The organism is Ruegeria sp. CI1 (assembly GCF_056536925.1).
In genome coordinates this window covers 89,623-104,629 of record NZ_JBQFQP010000015.1, presented here as the reverse complement: position 1 = coordinate 104,629, position 15,007 = coordinate 89,623, and the positions used below count along the sequence as shown (strand labels likewise).

Genomic DNA, 15,007 nt, shown 5'->3' with positions numbered 1-15,007 from the left:
GCCGAATAGGCGGTAGACCAAACTAAAGTGTCGCGGGATGGAGCAGCCAGGTAGCTCGTCAGGCTCATAACCTGAAGGTCGCAGGTTCAAATCCTGCTCCCGCAACCAAATTAAAAGCCCTAACCGCAAGCGGTTAGGGCTTTTTGCATTATAGCGCTAGAAACCGGTTTGCACCGGATTTGAACCGGGGAACCATATCCTAGCCTTCGAATTAGAGGCGATTGCATGTAGGCCTGCCTCATTTCCGTAGATTTTGTGTTTAAAGTTGAAACCGCCACTATCCCTGTGCGACAAACGGTCTACGCTCCGGTCTCTCGAATTGAGCCCTATGGCGAGGGCGGAAAGTACCGGGTCATCTTTTCCGAGAAGGCAAAGGAAATTGGGCCGATCCAGTATGGCGACGCTCCGATGGGCGCGATGCAGGGGCCTCGATACACCAGTTTTTCCAAGTTGCAGACAGCCACGAAGCTGACTGACCTTCTTGGGAAGTCCTAGCGGTTAATACCATCCGGTCAGCCTGCTCTGCCCGACGACGTAACCTGAGAGGTGCTCCGTACCAAAGAACGCAAGCGCCAGCGCAACGGCCATGTCGGCATGATGTCCTTTGCCGCCTCCGGCCAGCACGAGATTGCCTGCAGCTGTGGTTTCGAGTTCAAACGAGGCCACCTCGTGAATCAGTTGATCACGTAGTGGGAGGTCTTTTGCGATCTCTATAGCGCCCGTTTCAAAACCGGCGGCGAGCTTTTCCAAGAGTACGTTTTTTGCAACCGAGACTTTGTTCCCCCGCCGCTTCCATGTCTGCCCGGCAGTCATGGTTGCCGCGAAGTGTTCGATGCCTCCTTCGTCGAGAACATCGCAGAATGGTTGCCCCAGACCAGTCGCATCCACGATCAGATCAGTTCGACCTAAGAGACTAGGCTTTGCCAGCAGAGAGGCGACGTAACGCGCGAGATCGGTATAGGCAGTGTCTGATACCCGGTCGGCCCATACCACGGTTCTCCGCCGCGCTCCGAGGCGCTGACGCAGGGGGCTATCCCATTCAGGCAATCGCTCGTCATGAAGCAAAACCAGCGCAGACGGATCACTCCGACCAAGGTCCATGCCAAGCACATATCGGCTGTAGCCTGTTACGCGCTCGATGGCAGGGTCATTGTCGGTGGAGAGGGCAATCCGTCCACTGTCGAGGTGGATCAAGTCAGACATAGAGCTGCTCTCTCCGAGACGGCGGCATCCAAGACATCGTAGGAAATCAATGGCACACCCGCGCCTTGGAACTCGCAAAGATGCTCGATCCGGAAACGAAGTTCGGACATGAAGCGGCGGTCATAGGCGACCTTTGGCGCGAGCCGTGGGATATCGATTGAACGGGCGAATACTCGTCTTGTCCGCGCTGCCGTCCACGTCTCATAGAAGAACCCTTCGCGGCCTTTGGGCGTCGACATCATCAGAACGCGTCCATCGGCTTTCCGCATCGGAAGGAGAGCCGCTATGGCATCATCCGCCAGCCATGCGGCCTCATCGAGCACAATGGTATCAGCAGTAAAGCCGCGCGCTTGATCAGTGGCGGGAATTGACACAACGCGCCCACCAGCCGCGGACTCAATTTCGCTCATCGTAGAGCGCACGATCTTTGGGGGGGCGGGATCGGCAATTCGGAATTCGTTTATCCGTCGCATCAGTTCCATGCTCTGCCGCTGCGCGGGGGCGGCCAACAGCACTGTCTTGCCACGGGTGAAGTCGTCGTATGCGATGGCTCCAACCGTGGTGCTCTTGCCCGTCTGCCGGCTGGCCAGCACGGTGACGAATTGATCCTCTCGACTGTTGGTGGGATCGGTCCGGAGGATTTCGATTTGATAGTCGTCGGGTTCTCCGATGGCCGCGCGGAACCGCTCGACGGGGTCCAAGCCGATCACCATTCCTTCGAGAAATTGGCGCAGATGGCTATCCATGCGCGATCTGGAGCCTCCGCATTTCTTCAAGGAAGTCGGTCTTTGCTTTGGAGTGCCGCTCCAGAACCCGAAGGATCATCTCGCGAAGCGTCAGAAATTGCGGCGATTCATTGAGATTCACTGTGACCGTAAGCTCCTGGCTCAGCTGACCATGCAACTTTGCGAGGGTCACAAGGGTTGTCCGCATCTCCCGCAACGATGCGAGGGCGAGCAGATGGTCCTCGCTCTCCTTGGCGCGTTGAAGGATGCCATCGATTTCAGAAACGATCCGGCGTAGGCCCGTGTCGATGTCGACACGATCGGCATTTAGCGCAGAAGCCGACATGTTCTGACGCGCGACCCTCTCGGCAAGCAAGATGCTCCGCTTGGCTTCCTCAGAAATGTGAGCGTTGAAGTGGCGACGAAGTGCGTCTTGGCTCACATCGTACTTTGTCACCATCGCGGCGCGCGTCATTGAGCGGCGCACGATATGGCGGTCTATGTCGGCAACAAGAGGGTGACTGCATATCGTGCAGGGCCTGCCGGTCTTCTTTCGCGGGCGGGCCAATTCGGGAACTCTGCCGCGGTCGTTCCTTTGCGGTGACTCTCTCACGGCTTGCCACGCGCCTCGCGATAGGCGGCCATACCGTTTTCGTCGAGGTCATCAAGCGAAGTGAATAGGACGAGCTTCAGCCCGTCCCGTTCCGCGGCGGTGCGATGTCGAATTGGTGCGCCTTGGATTTGATCGCGTCGAAGGTAGCGGACTTTGTGGACTGGATCGTCGAAGCTCCTCAGTTCAGATTGCTTTCCCGGCCGTGCGGCGACAGCCGGGCCGTTGTTGTCCACGATACGAAGTGGAACGCCACGTGCCTCGGCGGCTGTTTTGGCCGCTCGATATTTTTGCACATCGCGGGCGGCCTCACGATCAAGGAAGACTTCGTTTTCTCCATTCCGTGGAGTGGGGGTGGGCAAGGCCTGCCCACCATCTTCTTGACCTGACGAGGAACTTTCAGGCGCCGTAGCTCTGCTTCAAGGTCCTGGTCCGGCCATCCGCGAGCTTGCATTGAGCAGGCGACACGCCAGAGCAGTTCCTGCCGTCCCGGCGGATCATCGGGAATGCGGTATCCGGCGTTGACCGTGTCGACGACAACCTGCCGTGCCTTGAGAGCCTTCGTCACGAAGTCGAGGGAAACCCGGCAGTCTGTGGCGAGAAGATCGAAGAGTTCGGTCGGCTTCTCATTGTCACCCACAGCAATCGTCCGACCATCAGGCGTGAAACCGCCAATGCATTCACGCTGTTTTCCGAACATCGGCAGGTTGATTGCGCTCGGCTTCTTCACATCGGTTGGACTGGTCTGCTTGGGAAAGATTTCCTTTGCGGCAACCTGCACCTCCTTGGGCAGCCGGTTACGCAGCATCGTGAGGTAATCGACCATCAGCTGCGCGGGAATAGGTTCTTCCGCGAAGACATAGATGTGAATGCCGCGCGATTTCGACCAGAAGAACGCGCAAGTCGCACGAATGCGGCGCGCGCAGGCATGGATGAGATCGATATCCATATCTGCGATATCGACATCGATGGCACCAAACATCACGGTTCCATCCTCGCGTAAAGGCGAGACGCCGAGGCTCACTTCGCCGTCGAAGTGGCGCTGCACCATTTCGGCCGTAATGGGGCCGGGAACAGTGCGGTATTCGCCGCGCACCTTGCCGGTTTCAGTTTTTTCGCCGGGCGAAAGTTGAAGATGGTCTTTCGACCATCCATCGAAAAGTACTAGAAAAGAGTTCATTGTGACTACTCCGTCGAAAGAGACGGAACGCACCCGAAGTCATGGTTGTGGCAATAAATTCAGCGACTTATGATGCCAGTAGACACCTTGCCATTGTCGCAGTACTACCACCCGCCCCGGAGCGCGCTCGCGTTCCGGGGTTTTCAGTTCGTTGCGATGGACCGCTGGCTCAGCCAGAGATCAAGATCGGTGCTGCGATAGCGGACGCACCGGGGGCCGACACGCACGAAGGGCGGTCCCTTGCGGACCGTCCGCCAATGTTCGAGCGTCGTCGGGCGAAGCCGAAGGACTTCAGCAGCTTCCTCGGTGGTAAGGTATTCACAGGACATAGCACACCCTTCTATGGGCTGTGCCTGTCCGCGCGGTGCTCCGGCTTCGGTGGTGCGCAGCGCCGGTCGCCGCTGCCTCATTGCAGCCGACCGGTCTACCTTACACCTACTCCCGTCTGCTGACGGGCAACCCGGTTGATACACCCTCTCGGGCGACCGCGAACTCTCAGTCGGACTCCCGTTCTCGCTAATGCGTCCGACGTCGGCGATGTTTCCGCAATGATTTATATGGGTAGAACCGGGCAAAATGCAAGTAAGTATCTGATATTATTAAGGTAACGCGTTTAAACGCTGAGGCTCGCTTGCGGATTCCTGTAGATTCAAGCGTTTATCCAACTCGTTGACGACCACCGACATCGCGGCTCGCATGAAGTCGAGGTTCGGGCGAACATAGCGCGCCCCAGTGATCGATTTGGCAGCGTGATTCAGGAGCCGCCCAACCACTTCCTCCGGGATGCCTGCTTCAACTGCTGTTGTCGCAAAAGTGTGCCGCAACGAATGCAGCGTCCACGACCCCAAGTCATCATCACAGCAGTCGCTAGAAAGCTCGTTACAATCGCGAACGCACTCCTAAAATCTCGGCAAAACTGGTCGGCTCAGACCGCCTGAGAAATACAGTTGCTAGGTCGGGTTCATCGGACGCTTACGGGAAAGGCGTTGCAATCGCCTTTCCAGCGCCAGTTGAAAGCGGGTCACGATAAGAACGGCTTTGCCTTCATGGTATCGACAATGGGCGCCCCCAGCCGGTCCAGAACAGTCGGTGCCAGTTGCAACTGGTCGATCACCGCAACCGGTTCCGGCCCGTCGGCATCCCCGAAGTAATAGAGCGCCGTTTCCTGTTGCAACTCGCTGCGCCCGCCATGATGGCCACGCTCGTCCTGGCCGTGATCTGCGGTGACGATCACGTCATACCCCAACTGGCGCCACCGCGGGATGAACGGGGCCAGCATCTCGTCCATGACAAAACAGGCATGATCCATTTCCTCGCATTCGTGGAAAAAGCGGTGCCCCATACTGTCGAGCGTGCAGGTGTGCAAAATACCGTAATCCAGACCGAAGCGCAGACACAGATTGGTCAGTGTCGCGAACAGGTCGACATCCGACGGCGTCATCTGGTTGGCATGGCCATACCCGGTCATCGAATGGAACCGGCCATGATTGATGGTCGTGCTCTCGGGTTCGTCATATTCGATGTCGCGGACATAATCGAACGGATGACGGTTGAAGAATTGCGACCAAAAGCTGTGCGTGACCGCGCCGGTGACACCGCCTGCCTGGCGCACCTGGCTAAAGATGTCCTTGTGGTTCAGACGAAACACGTTGCCGTTGCCGGTACAGCCGTGTTCCTGCGGGGTGACGCCGGTATGGATCGAGGCATAGCAGCTTGCCGAAGTCGAGGGCAGCACCGCGCGCAGCTTCCACACCCGCGCCTCGCCGCTGTCCACCCAGCCTTCGAGATTGCCGAACAGACGGCGGAAATTCCGGTACGGTACGCCGTCCAGAATGATCAACAGCAATTTGCGGTCCATCGCGTGCTCCGTTGCGAGGGTCAGTTTTGGCCGAGACTAGCGAAGAGCGGCGCACAGGCCTGCCAGTTCACGCCCCGAATGGTAAAATCCCGACCTCTGCCGTCAGGCAAAAGCCGGGATTAACGTTTTTCGAAACGGGATCAGTTCCCCGCGCTCTCCATCTTGCGATGCGCAACCACTTCTTCCAACCAACCCAGATGCATCTCGGGCACCGAGCTGAGCAGCAGATCGGTATAGTCGTCAAAGGGCGGGTTCAGCACCTGCGATTTCGAGCCATAGCGGACAACGCGCCCCTGATACATCACCGCGATACTGTCACTGATGGCGCGCACCGTCGCCAGATCGTGGGTGATGAACAGATAGGCCACATCCTCGATCTTCTGCAGATCCAGCAGCAGTTTCAGAATGCCGTCCGCCACCAGCGGATCAAGCGCCGAGGTGACCTCGTCACAGATGATCATCTTGGGCTTGGCCGCCAGCGAGCGGGCGATGCAGACCCGCTGTTTCTGGCCGCCCGACAGCTCCGCCGGATAGCGGTCGATGAATTTTTCGCCCAGTTCGATCTCGTCCAGCAATTCGATGACCCGCTTGCGCTTTTCCGATCCGCGCATACCGAAATAGAACTCCAGCGGCCGTCCGATGATCGTACCCACAGTCTGGCGGGGGTTCATCGCGACATCGGCCATCTGATAGATCATCTGCAACTCACGCAGATCCTCGCGGGATCGCCCGGCCAGATCACGCGACAGCTTGCGTCCGGCAAAAGTGATCGAGCCATCGCGCGGCGGCAACAGCCCGGTGATCACCCGCGCCAGCGTGGATTTGCCCGAGCCGGATTCGCCCACGATCGCCAGCGTCTGCCCGGGATGAAGCTCGACATTGACGTTGTGCAGCACGTCGAAATTCAGCCCCTTGTACCGCGCGGTGATCCCGTCGACGGTCAGCACCGCTTCGGGCGTGGGCTGTTTTTCCTCGTGCTCGATGGAGCGGACCGAGACCAGCGCCTGGGTATACTCCTCCTGCGGGTTGTTGATGATCTGGTCGGTCGAGCCATATTCGACCGTATTGCCCATCCTCAGCACCATGATCTCGTCGCTCACCTGCGCCACGACGGCAAGGTCGTGGGTGATGTAAAGCGCCGCCACGCCGGTATCTGCGATGGCTTCCTTGATCGCCATCAGAACGTCGATCTGGGTGGTCACATCCAGCGCCGTGGTGGGTTCGTCGAAGACCACCAGATCGGGTTCCGGACACAGCGCCAGCGCGGTCATGCAGCGCTGCAACTGGCCGCCCGAGACCTGGTGCGGGTAACGATCACCGATATTGTCGGGATCGGGCAGGCCCAGCTTGGCAAACAGTTCCCGCGCGCGTGCTTCAGCCTGCTTGCGCGAGAATTTCTTGTGCTCGACCGCCGCTTCGACAACCTGATCCATGATCTTCTTGGCCGGGTTGAACGATGCCGCCGCGGATTGCGAGACATATGTCACCTCGCCGCCGCGCAGGTTGCGGATGTCACCCAGGGACGACTTCATGATATCGCGCCCGTTCACCCAGACTTCGCCGCCGGTGATTTTGACCCCGCCCCGGCCATAGGCCATCGAGGCAAGGCCGATGGTGGACTTGCCGGCCCCGGATTCCCCGATCAGCCCCAGCACCTTGCCGCGTTCCAGGTCGAAATCGACCCCGTGCACGATTTCGATGTCATGGGGCTTTTCGCCCGGCGGATAGACAGTCGCGCCGATTTTCAGGCCACGGACCTTGAGAAGTGGTTCGCTCATCCCCGGCCTCCTTTCAGCGATGTGGTGCGGTTCAGCACCCAGTCGGCCACAAGGTTGACCGAAATGGCCAGCGTCGCGATGGCGACTGCGGGCCACAGGGCCGCTCCGATGCCATAGACGATGCCGTCCTTGTTTTCCTTCACGATGCCGCCCCAGTCGGCCAGCGGCGGCTGCACGCCCAGTCCCAGGAAGGACAGGGTCGAAATGAACAGCACCATGAAGATGAACCGCAGGCCGAATTCAGCCACCAGGGGCGACAGGGCATTCGGCAGGATTTCCCGGAAGATGATCCAGACCCGGCCCTCACCACGCAGCTTTGCGGCTTCGACATAGTCCATCACGTTGATGTCCACGGCAACGGATCGCGACAGGCGATAGGGGCGCGTCGCATCCAGAAGGCCCATTACCAAAATCAGGATCGGGACGGTCACGGGTACGATTGCCAGCACCACCAGCGCCAGAATCAGTGTCGGGATCGACATCACCAGATCGACTGCCCGGCTAAGAACCTGATCGGCCCATCCCCCCAGAACCGCTGCCAGCAACCCCAGAGAGGTTCCGGTCGCGAAACTCAGGATCGTCGCCGCCGCGGCGATGAAAATCGTCGTGCGCCCGCCATAGATCATGCGGGTCAGCAGGTCGCGGCCGATATTGTCGGTGCCCAGCAGGTGCTCGGCGCTGGCGGGTTCCCACACGTCGCCCACAACCTCGGCCATTCCATAAGGGGCGATCAGCGGCGCGGTGAACGCCACAAAGAAATAGAGGCCGGTGAAGAACAGGCCGATCAGCGCCGAAAGAGGAATATTCTTGATCATTTCGGGTGCCTCAATCTTGGGTTGGCAAGGATCGACACGATGTCTGCCACCATGTTCAGGCCGATATAGACGGCAGCGAACACCACGCCGCAGGCCAGAACAACCGGCACGTCGCGCTTGGTCACCGCATCCACAAGGTATTGCCCCATGCCGGGATAGACGAACACCACCTCGACGACGACAACACCGACCACCAGATAGGCCAGGTTCAGCATGACGACGTTCACGATGGGCGAAATGGCGTTCGGAAACGCATGCCGGGCGATGACCTGAAAAGTGGACAACCCTTTCAGCTCGGCCGTTTCGATATAGGCCGACTGCATCAGGTTCAGGATCGCCGCCCGCGTCATCCGCATCATCTGCGCCAATACCACCAGCGTCAGAACCAAGGCGGGCAGCGCAATGGCGTAAAGCCTTTCACCGAAAGACATGGAGTCGTTGACCATCGCCAGCGACGAGAACCATCCCAGTTTCACCGAGATGAAATAGACCAGCACATAGCCGATGAGGAATTCGGGGATCGAAACCGTCGTCAGGGTGACGGCAGAAATCAGTTTGTCAGGCCAGCGGTTGCGATACCGGACGGCCAGCAGGCCCAGAAAGATCGCCAGCGGAACCGATACGATCGCCGCTACGCAGGCCAGAAACAGTGTATTCCCAAGCCGCTTGCCGATGCTTTCGGCGATGTCCAGCTTGTTGGTCAGCGACTGGCCAAGGTCGCCTTGCACGATGCCGCCCAACCAATCGAAGTACCGGGTCAGGGCAGGACGGTCGAGGCCCATTTCCTCGCGCAGGTTGGCGAGGGATTCCGGGGTTGCGGACTGGCCCAGGACGGCTTGCGCGGCGTCTCCGGGCAGGGCTTCGGTCAGGCCAAAGATCAGGGCCGAAGCGCCAATGAGCAAAAGGAGTCCCAGCGCAAGGCGCTGGGAAACCAGTTTGATGATCGGGTGCATTCTGAGGAACCCGAGTCAGGCGAACCACATCTTGCGAGTCGCCTGACCGCCCATCAGTTCATCATATGGGTCAGCTTCCCAACCGGCCAGCTTGTCGCTGACACCGTCAATGAACTGGTTGAACATCGGACAGATCAGGCCACCCTCTTCGTTCAACAGACGACCCATTTGGGAATAGAGCTCCTTGCGTTTGGCGGTGTCGAGCTCGCCCTTCGCCTGGTTCAGCATGTCGTCGAATTCCGGCCGCTTCCAGCGCGTGTCGTTCCAATCGGCTGTCGAAAGGTACGCGGTGGAATACATCTGGTCCTGTACCGGGCGCCCGGTCCAGTAAGAAGCGCAGAAGGGCTGCACGTTCCAGACCTCGGACCAGTAGCCATCGCCCGGTTCGCGCTTAATTTCCAGTGGGATACCGGCCTGCGCAGCGGATTGCTGGAACAGTGCTGCGGCATCCACTGCGCCCGGGAAGGCGACTTCGGAGGTGCGCAGAATGATCGGTGATCCATCATGGCCGGATGCCTTGTAGTGTTCGGCTGCCTTGTCGAGGTCGAACGCACGCTGCGGGATCGTATCGTCAAATAGCGGATAAGCCGCGTTGATCGGGATATCATTGCCGACGCTGCCATAGCCCTGAAGGATCTTCTCGACCAGCTCTTCGCGGTTGATGGCGTATTTCAGAGCCAAACGAAGTTCGTTGTTGTCGAATGGTGCCGTGTCACCGTGCATGATAAAGACATAGTGCCCGCGCCCTGTCGTAGGTTGCACCGTCAGGCCCGGTGCGCGGCTCAGAAGTCCTGCAACCTTGGGTTCAACCCGGTTGATCAGGTGGACCTGTCCGGATTGCAGCGCTGCCGTGCGTGCGGTGGAGTCATTGATGGCGATAATCTCGACGCTGTCAAAATGGCCGTTATCAGCCCAGTAGTTCTCGAACTTTGTGAAGGCGTGACGCACACCCGGCTCGTCTACTTCAAGCTTGTACGGGCCGGTTCCGATGCCTGCGCCCGGATTGTCCATGCCGCCATCCGGTTGAATGATCAGGTGATAGTCGGCCATGAGATACGGCAAGTCGGCGTTCGGGTTGTTCAGGGTGACAGAGAACGTGTCTCCATCGGCCTTCATCGACTCGATTTCCTTCATGATGCCCAAGGCGCCCGACTTCGAATTTTCGTCCGAATGGCGCTGCATGGTCTTCAGCACGTCTTCGCTGGTCAGGGTCTTGCCGTTGTGAAATTCGACTCCCTGACGGATCTTGAAATTCCAGACCTTGGCATCTGCGCTGGCCTCAACACTTTCGGCCAGACGCGATTCAATCGAACCGTCCGGTGAAACCACCACAAGGGTGTCGCCGAACTGGCGGCCGTTAAGAGCGGGCACCTGGCTCGCATAGGATGCAGGGTCGAGGGAGTTCGTCGATTCGCCACCAATGGAGCCGATTTTCAGATCGCCGCCCTTGTTCGGTCCCGCTGCCTTGGCCGCATTCGCAAACATTGTGCTGGCCATGGCCGCCGAGACGCCAAGCGCCGCCGCTTTCCCCATGAATTCGCGGCGGGTCAGCTTGCCCGCGGTCACCTGACCGGTCATGTGAGTGAGTTGTTCGTTCATAAGTATCTCCCAATTGAGCATTCTGTGCCATTCGCTGGCGTTTTTTATTGACGGACGAGTCAATGTAGGCGGAATATCGATCCTCCGGCAAGCACTAATCTTTCGTCCTGCCTGCTGTTAGATGTCATTTATTGTGGCGTTATCTCCGTGTTGTCTTCCTCTTTCATGGAACCTCTGTGCGGCTTCATAGGCTTTCTTCGTGATGCCAAGATGAAAACTGCCTGAATTCCAGCGTTTTTTCCTTGGTCCGGCATAGAAGGGGTGAATGCGCAATCCCACGTTTCGGAAAATGTGCCATCAATTTCCGGTGAGGCGAAACAGGGAAGGGATGATTTGCCCGTAGGTTCCTCGTGATGCCGCTGACGCAGCCACTATATTCATGAATGCAGTTCCCGGCCAGTTCGGAGTGTCCATGATTCACCTGTCGGAATCGTCTTGCAGACAGCCGTCGCCACTCAGGTCGCGCGATGCCCGATGCAGGAGTTTTCTCGATTTCACGCTGAAACGCGTTGCCGGTGGTCATCCCCGAACTCTGAGAGGCTCGTCGCCTGCCTGAAAGGGGATTCGCGCCAATCTATGCCTTGATTGCGACCAGCAGGTCCATGACGTTGGTGCCGGTCGGCCCGGTCTTCAGCAGCGCCCCGCATTGTTCCAGATAGGTTCCGCTGTCGGCCCGCTCCAATGCCTCTGCCGCGCCATCACCCCAGATGTTGCCGTCGACGATGGCTCCGGCGGCGTCGGTCGGGCCGTCCGTGCCGTCCGTGCCGCCAACAACCACGGTGATCCCGTCACACCCCGCGATCTCGCGGGCCAGCGCCAGGGCCAGCGCCTGATTCCGCCCGCCACGACCCGGCTGCTCGGGCAGCATCACTGTCGGTTCGCCGCCAAAAACCATCACGCCACAGGCCATGTCTCGGATGCGCGGACCAAGGCCGGATGCCAGACGCCCAAGTTCATCATGCAGGGCCTCTTCATTCGCCGCCACCGCAAGACCCATCCGTTCGGCGGCGTCCGCAGCCGCCTGCCGCGCATGCGCGTTCGATGCGATGACGCGGGTGCTGGCCTCGTATCCGCAGGATTCGGGCAGGGCGCCGATGCCCGAACCGATCACCATCAGATCATCCCCCGGAACATCCGAAATCGCCAGAACGTCGACCCGCGCGCCCTTGAACCCAGACAAAAGCCCGCCGCCCTTGACGCGGGACATCGTGCGGCGCTCGGCATTCATCGCCCCGATATCCAACCCGGTCGCCAGCAGACGCCTGTTCAATGCCGAGAGGTCATCCAGCGTCTTCCCGGGCACCAGATCCTCGGCCAGGGACGAGGCGCCGCCCGAGACCAGCAGCAGCAGCCGCTCTGTCGGCGCCATCTGCTCCGCCGCCTCGCGCAATGCCCGGCCACCTGCCAGGCTGCGGACATCGGGCACCGGATGCGAGGCCTCGATCAGGTGCACATGCCTTGGCAACCCGTCGCCATGGCCATCCTTGGTAACGACCAGACAGGGCAGGTCTCCGAACCGGTCCAAAGCGGCCCGCGCCATCGCGCCCGCCGCCTTGCCGACCGCCAGAATCCGGTCGGGCCGTGCCATGTCCGCAAGGGCGGTTTCGGTCGCCTTGTAGCCTCCGACCGCATCCACACCGGCCTGCCAGATCGATCGCGCCGTTTCCCGTGCCTTGTTCATATGTCCATCCAGATCGTCACCGGGCCGTCATTGACCAGTTCCACCGCCATATCCGCCCCAAACTGCCCGGTCTCGACAGGAACGCCGTGCGAGGCGATTTTTGCGGCAAAATACTCATACAACCGCTCTCCCTCGTCGGGCGCGGCCGCCGCAGAGAATCCGGGCCGGTTCCCGCGCGATGTATCGGCCGCCAGCGTGAACTGGCTGACCACAAGGGCCGAGCCGCCGATATCCAGAACCGAGCGGTTCATCTTGCCCGCCTCGTCCTTGAATACGCGCAGCTTGGAAATCTTCGCGGCCAGCTGATCCGCCTGCGCCTCGCCGTCGCCCTGCATGGCGCAAACCAGTATCATCAGGCCCGGTCCGGTCTTGCCGATCACCGCGCCATCGACCGACACCGCCGCCCGCGTCACACGTTGGATCAAAGCACGCATTCCATCTCCTCCAATTCGGGTGCTTCCGCGCCCGGATGCGCGACGCTCAGGCTGGCGGCCCGGATACCGGCGCGCAGCGCCCCGCGCAACGCGTCACCGCTCAGACCGAGCGGCGTGCGCAATTGCCGCCGCCGGTACACATACGCCAGAAACCCCGCCGTGAATATGTCGCCGGCACCCACCGTGTCGCTCACCTTGACCTCGGGCGCGGCCTCGCTGAGCTCGTGCGGACCCAGCCGCACGGTCGCCCCCCGCGCGCCATGGGTCCGTATCATCAGTTGATCCGCGCGCAGCGGGGGCAGGGGGCCGAGCCAGTCCAGATCCTCGTCCGACACCTTGACCACATGCGCGGCCCCGATCAGCCGCGCCAACCGCGCGCGATAGGCCTTGTCGTCGGTCACAAGGCCGGGCCGGATGTTCAGGTCCAGCCAGATCAGCGGCCCCCGGGCCATCTGCGCCAGCCCGGCGAAAACCTCGGCAGACGGCGCGTGGATCAGGCTCACGCCCCCAAAGACCATGGCCCCGACATCATCGGGCAGATCGGGCACCTGCCTCAGCCCGCGCCCGGCGCTGCCGTCATCGAACAGATCGAACCGCGTTCCATCCGGCAAAGGGTGCGCCAAGGCAACGGTGGATGGCGCATCAAGCCTGACCGCAAACCCTGCATCGACCCCCTCGCGCCGCAGATGCGCCCCAAGCCGCTCGCCCATCGGGTCGGTCGAAAGTGCTCCGAAAAACCCGGATGAAACCCCAAGTCGCGCCAGTGCCACCGCCGTATTGACCGCCGCCCCGCCGGGAACCGGGCGAAACCCGTCGTCCCCGCCTTCAAGCCGCGCCGGAACAAGGTCCAGCACCGCCTCGCCGCAGCACAGGATCAAGGGGCCGCTCATCCGCGCCAATCGACAAAGTCCTCCACCCCCGCACGAGGCGTTCTGAACGCGTTGGCGGGGTGATCGGGGTCCGGATAGCCAAAGGAAATCGCGCACAGAACCAGCCGGTCGTCGCCGATGCCGAAATACCGGTGCAGGAACGGCCCGTACGAGGCGACCGCCGCCTGCGGAATGGTCGCAACCCCCAGGGCCCGGGCGGCCAGGGCAAAGGCCGTCACGAACCCGCCGCAATCCATCGCGCCATAGCCCCCAAGCTCCGCCGGGCTTGACACGATCGCACAATGCGGCGCCCCGAACAGGGCGAAATTCTCCATCATCTGCCGGGCTGATCCCGCGCGGTCTCCCTTTTCCACCCCGACCGCTTCATACAACGCCCAGCCGCAGGCGCGGCGACGGTCCAGATAGACACCGGAATAAGAACTGGGAAACGGCAGGTCGGGGGTGACGGGCGCGGTTTGTGCTTCCTGCTGCAGGGCGGTGCGAAAGGCTTCGGTCTCGTCGCCCGAGGTTATGATGACCTGCCAGGGCTGTGCATTGCACCAGCTGGGAACCTTGCGCGCGCTGTTCAGTATCTGCTCGATATCCGTTCGCGGCACCGGGTCCGGGCGAAAGGCGCGGCAGGAATGCCGCTGGGCCAACAACTCATCCAGAACCGCCAATGTCATGCGCCGCACCCCCTTCATGTCGCGGCGCAGAATGGCCGCAGATTCGCTTCGGCGCAAGCGGACAGTCCTGCCGGATCTTGAGGCGCATCAAGGCGCAACCCGGCGCTTTGTGCGATAATCCGATAAACGCAAAATGGAGGACTGAACATGGTTGAAAAATCCGATCACGCGGGCCTCTGGCCCTCGCTTTATGACCCGTTCCGGCACTTCGGTGCAAAACTGGCCGACTGGCTCAGCCCGGCGACCGAGGCATCGGGCAACGACAATGCCTATGACATATCGATGGAGCTTCCGGGCGTGTCGGACGAGGATATCGAACTGACCGTCGAAGAAGGCGTCGTCACCGTCCGGGGCGAGAAAAAAACCCACGAGGAGAAAAAGGGTGACACCTGGTACTTCTCGGAACGTCAATACGGCGCTTTCCGCCGGTCCTTCCGGCTGCCTGATGACGCCGACGCCGCCAAGGCAAGCGCTAGGATGAGAGACGGCGTGCTGCATGTGACAGTGCCGAAAAAGCCAGCCGAAAAAGCCGAAACGGCGAAAAAGATCGAGATTTCGCGCAACTGACGGCTGGCGGCAAGGCCAAAGGTGAAACCCGGGCATTGGCGGTATTCCC

The 15,007-nt window shown here is 60.5% G+C and carries 17 protein-coding genes and 1 tRNA gene; 2 read left to right on the top strand and 16 right to left on the bottom strand.

The annotated features are described in order from the left end of the window. Positions 1–31 precede the first annotated feature (31 nt). A tRNA-Met gene (locus ACR0LZ_RS17435) sits at positions 32–108 on the top strand. A gap of 390 nt (positions 109–498) precedes the next feature. On the opposite strand, the gene ACR0LZ_RS17430 is transcribed toward ACR0LZ_RS17435, so the two are convergent. The 16 genes from ACR0LZ_RS17430 to ACR0LZ_RS17355 all read right to left on the bottom strand — a co-directional run bounded on the left by ACR0LZ_RS17430 (position 499) and on the right by ACR0LZ_RS17355 (position 14,391). Continuing rightward, positions 499–1,203 (bottom strand): hypothetical protein, encoded by a 705-nt coding sequence (locus tag ACR0LZ_RS17430; RefSeq protein WP_480751168.1) that lies wholly within the window; start codon positions 1,201–1,203, stop codon positions 499–501. Then, positions 1,191–1,949: a terminase large subunit domain-containing protein gene (locus ACR0LZ_RS17425; protein ID WP_480751166.1), complete on the bottom strand. Its 759-nt coding sequence runs from the start codon at positions 1,947–1,949 to the stop codon at positions 1,191–1,193. Before ACR0LZ_RS17425 ends, ACR0LZ_RS17430 begins: the two co-directional genes overlap by 13 nt. Then, entirely contained in the window at positions 1,942–2,496 is a 555-nt protein-coding gene (locus ACR0LZ_RS17420; RefSeq protein WP_480751164.1) for a hypothetical protein, read from the bottom strand. Before ACR0LZ_RS17420 ends, ACR0LZ_RS17425 begins: the two co-directional genes overlap by 8 nt. Before the next feature lie 223 nt (positions 2,497–2,719). After that, positions 2,720–3,718 (bottom strand): TOTE conflict system archaeo-eukaryotic primase domain-containing protein, encoded by a 999-nt coding sequence (locus tag ACR0LZ_RS17415; protein ID WP_480751163.1) that lies wholly within the window; start codon positions 3,716–3,718, stop codon positions 2,720–2,722. Between the two features lie 143 nt (positions 3,719–3,861). Next, positions 3,862–4,128: a helix-turn-helix transcriptional regulator gene (locus ACR0LZ_RS17410; RefSeq protein WP_480751161.1), complete on the bottom strand. Its 267-nt coding sequence runs from the start codon at positions 4,126–4,128 to the stop codon at positions 3,862–3,864. Between the two features lie 189 nt (positions 4,129–4,317). After that, positions 4,318–4,566, bottom strand: coding sequence for a tyrosine-type recombinase/integrase (locus ACR0LZ_RS17405; RefSeq protein ID WP_480751160.1), 249 nt, complete (start codon positions 4,564–4,566; stop codon positions 4,318–4,320). A 173-nt stretch (positions 4,567–4,739) separates the two neighbouring features. After that, positions 4,740–5,576 carry an alkaline phosphatase family protein gene (locus tag ACR0LZ_RS17400; protein WP_480751158.1) on the bottom strand — a complete coding sequence of 279 codons (837 nt, stop codon included), beginning with the start codon at positions 5,574–5,576 and terminating at the stop codon, positions 4,740–4,742. Between the two features lie 140 nt (positions 5,577–5,716). Next, positions 5,717–7,354 carry an ABC transporter ATP-binding protein gene (locus ACR0LZ_RS17395; RefSeq protein WP_480751156.1) on the bottom strand — a complete coding sequence of 546 codons (1,638 nt, stop codon included), beginning with the start codon at positions 7,352–7,354 and terminating at the stop codon, positions 5,717–5,719. Next, on the bottom strand, positions 7,351–8,166 hold the full coding sequence (locus tag ACR0LZ_RS17390) for an ABC transporter permease (protein WP_480751180.1): 816 nt from the start codon (positions 8,164–8,166) through the stop codon (positions 7,351–7,353). The genes ACR0LZ_RS17395 and ACR0LZ_RS17390 overlap by 4 nt, the downstream gene beginning before the upstream one ends. Next, the gene (locus tag ACR0LZ_RS17385; RefSeq protein ID WP_480751154.1) at positions 8,166–9,122 is read right to left on the bottom strand and encodes an ABC transporter permease; all 957 of its coding nucleotides are present in this window, start codon (positions 9,120–9,122) and stop codon (positions 8,166–8,168) included. Before ACR0LZ_RS17385 ends, ACR0LZ_RS17390 begins: the two co-directional genes overlap by 1 nt. A gap of 15 nt (positions 9,123–9,137) precedes the next feature. Continuing rightward, complete coding sequence (locus tag ACR0LZ_RS17380) at positions 9,138–10,721, bottom strand: ABC transporter substrate-binding protein (RefSeq protein ID WP_480751152.1); 1,584 nt, start codon at positions 10,719–10,721, stop codon at positions 9,138–9,140. Positions 10,722–10,905: 184 nt separating this feature from the next. Next, positions 10,906–11,244: a hypothetical protein gene (locus tag ACR0LZ_RS17375; RefSeq protein ID WP_480751150.1), complete on the bottom strand. Its 339-nt coding sequence runs from the start codon at positions 11,242–11,244 to the stop codon at positions 10,906–10,908. A 51-nt stretch (positions 11,245–11,295) separates the two neighbouring features. Continuing rightward, positions 11,296–12,402 carry a glycerate kinase type-2 family protein gene (locus ACR0LZ_RS17370; RefSeq protein ID WP_480751148.1) on the bottom strand — a complete coding sequence of 369 codons (1,107 nt, stop codon included), beginning with the start codon at positions 12,400–12,402 and terminating at the stop codon, positions 11,296–11,298. After that, positions 12,399–12,836, bottom strand: coding sequence for a D-aminoacyl-tRNA deacylase (gene dtd / locus ACR0LZ_RS17365; protein ID WP_480751146.1), 438 nt, complete (start codon positions 12,834–12,836; stop codon positions 12,399–12,401). The genes ACR0LZ_RS17370 and dtd overlap by 4 nt, the downstream gene beginning before the upstream one ends. Beyond that, positions 12,824–13,726, bottom strand: a complete 903-nt coding sequence (locus ACR0LZ_RS17360) for a carbohydrate kinase family protein (RefSeq protein ID WP_480751145.1) — start codon at positions 13,724–13,726, stop codon at positions 12,824–12,826. Before ACR0LZ_RS17360 ends, dtd begins: the two co-directional genes overlap by 13 nt. Next, entirely contained in the window at positions 13,723–14,391 is a 669-nt protein-coding gene (locus ACR0LZ_RS17355) for a nitroreductase (RefSeq protein ID WP_480751178.1), read from the bottom strand. The genes ACR0LZ_RS17360 and ACR0LZ_RS17355 overlap by 4 nt, the downstream gene beginning before the upstream one ends. Positions 14,392–14,538: 147 nt before the next feature. Between ACR0LZ_RS17355 and ACR0LZ_RS17350 the strand changes: the two genes are divergently transcribed. Beyond that, positions 14,539–14,958, top strand: a complete 420-nt coding sequence (locus ACR0LZ_RS17350) for an Hsp20/alpha crystallin family protein (protein ID WP_480751144.1) — start codon at positions 14,539–14,541, stop codon at positions 14,956–14,958. Positions 14,959–15,007 lie beyond the last annotated feature (49 nt).

Bases quoted from the DNA above. Each gene is read 5' to 3' on its own strand.
- ACR0LZ_RS17355 (WP_480751178.1), bottom strand. From the start codon at position 14,391: ATGACATTGGCGGTTCTGGATGAGTTGTTGGCCCAGCGGCATTCCTGC.
- ACR0LZ_RS17430 (WP_480751168.1), bottom strand. From the start codon at position 1,203: ATGTCTGACTTGATCCACCTCGACAGTGGACGGATTGCCCTCTCCACC.
- ACR0LZ_RS17425 (WP_480751166.1), bottom strand. From the start codon at position 1,949: ATGGATAGCCATCTGCGCCAATTTCTCGAAGGAATGGTGATCGGCTTG.
- ACR0LZ_RS17410 (WP_480751161.1), bottom strand. From the start codon at position 4,128: ATGAGGCAGCGGCGACCGGCGCTGCGCACCACCGAAGCCGGAGCACCG.
- ACR0LZ_RS17415 (WP_480751163.1), bottom strand. From the start codon at position 3,718: ATGAACTCTTTTCTAGTACTTTTCGATGGATGGTCGAAAGACCATCTT.
- ACR0LZ_RS17400 (WP_480751158.1), bottom strand. From the start codon at position 5,576: ATGGACCGCAAATTGCTGTTGATCATTCTGGACGGCGTACCGTACCGG.
- ACR0LZ_RS17360 (WP_480751145.1), bottom strand. From the start codon at position 13,726: ATGAGCGGCCCCTTGATCCTGTGCTGCGGCGAGGCGGTGCTGGACCTT.
- ACR0LZ_RS17385 (WP_480751154.1), bottom strand. From the start codon at position 9,122: ATGCACCCGATCATCAAACTGGTTTCCCAGCGCCTTGCGCTGGGACTC.
- ACR0LZ_RS17375 (WP_480751150.1), bottom strand. From the start codon at position 11,244: ATGACCACCGGCAACGCGTTTCAGCGTGAAATCGAGAAAACTCCTGCA.
- ACR0LZ_RS17350 (WP_480751144.1), top strand. From the start codon at position 14,539: ATGGTTGAAAAATCCGATCACGCGGGCCTCTGGCCCTCGCTTTATGAC.
- ACR0LZ_RS17370 (WP_480751148.1), bottom strand. From the start codon at position 12,402: ATGAACAAGGCACGGGAAACGGCGCGATCGATCTGGCAGGCCGGTGTG.
- dtd (WP_480751146.1), bottom strand. From the start codon at position 12,836: ATGCGTGCTTTGATCCAACGTGTGACGCGGGCGGCGGTGTCGGTCGAT.
- ACR0LZ_RS17395 (WP_480751156.1), bottom strand. From the start codon at position 7,354: ATGAGCGAACCACTTCTCAAGGTCCGTGGCCTGAAAATCGGCGCGACT.
- ACR0LZ_RS17380 (WP_480751152.1), bottom strand. From the start codon at position 10,721: ATGAACGAACAACTCACTCACATGACCGGTCAGGTGACCGCGGGCAAG.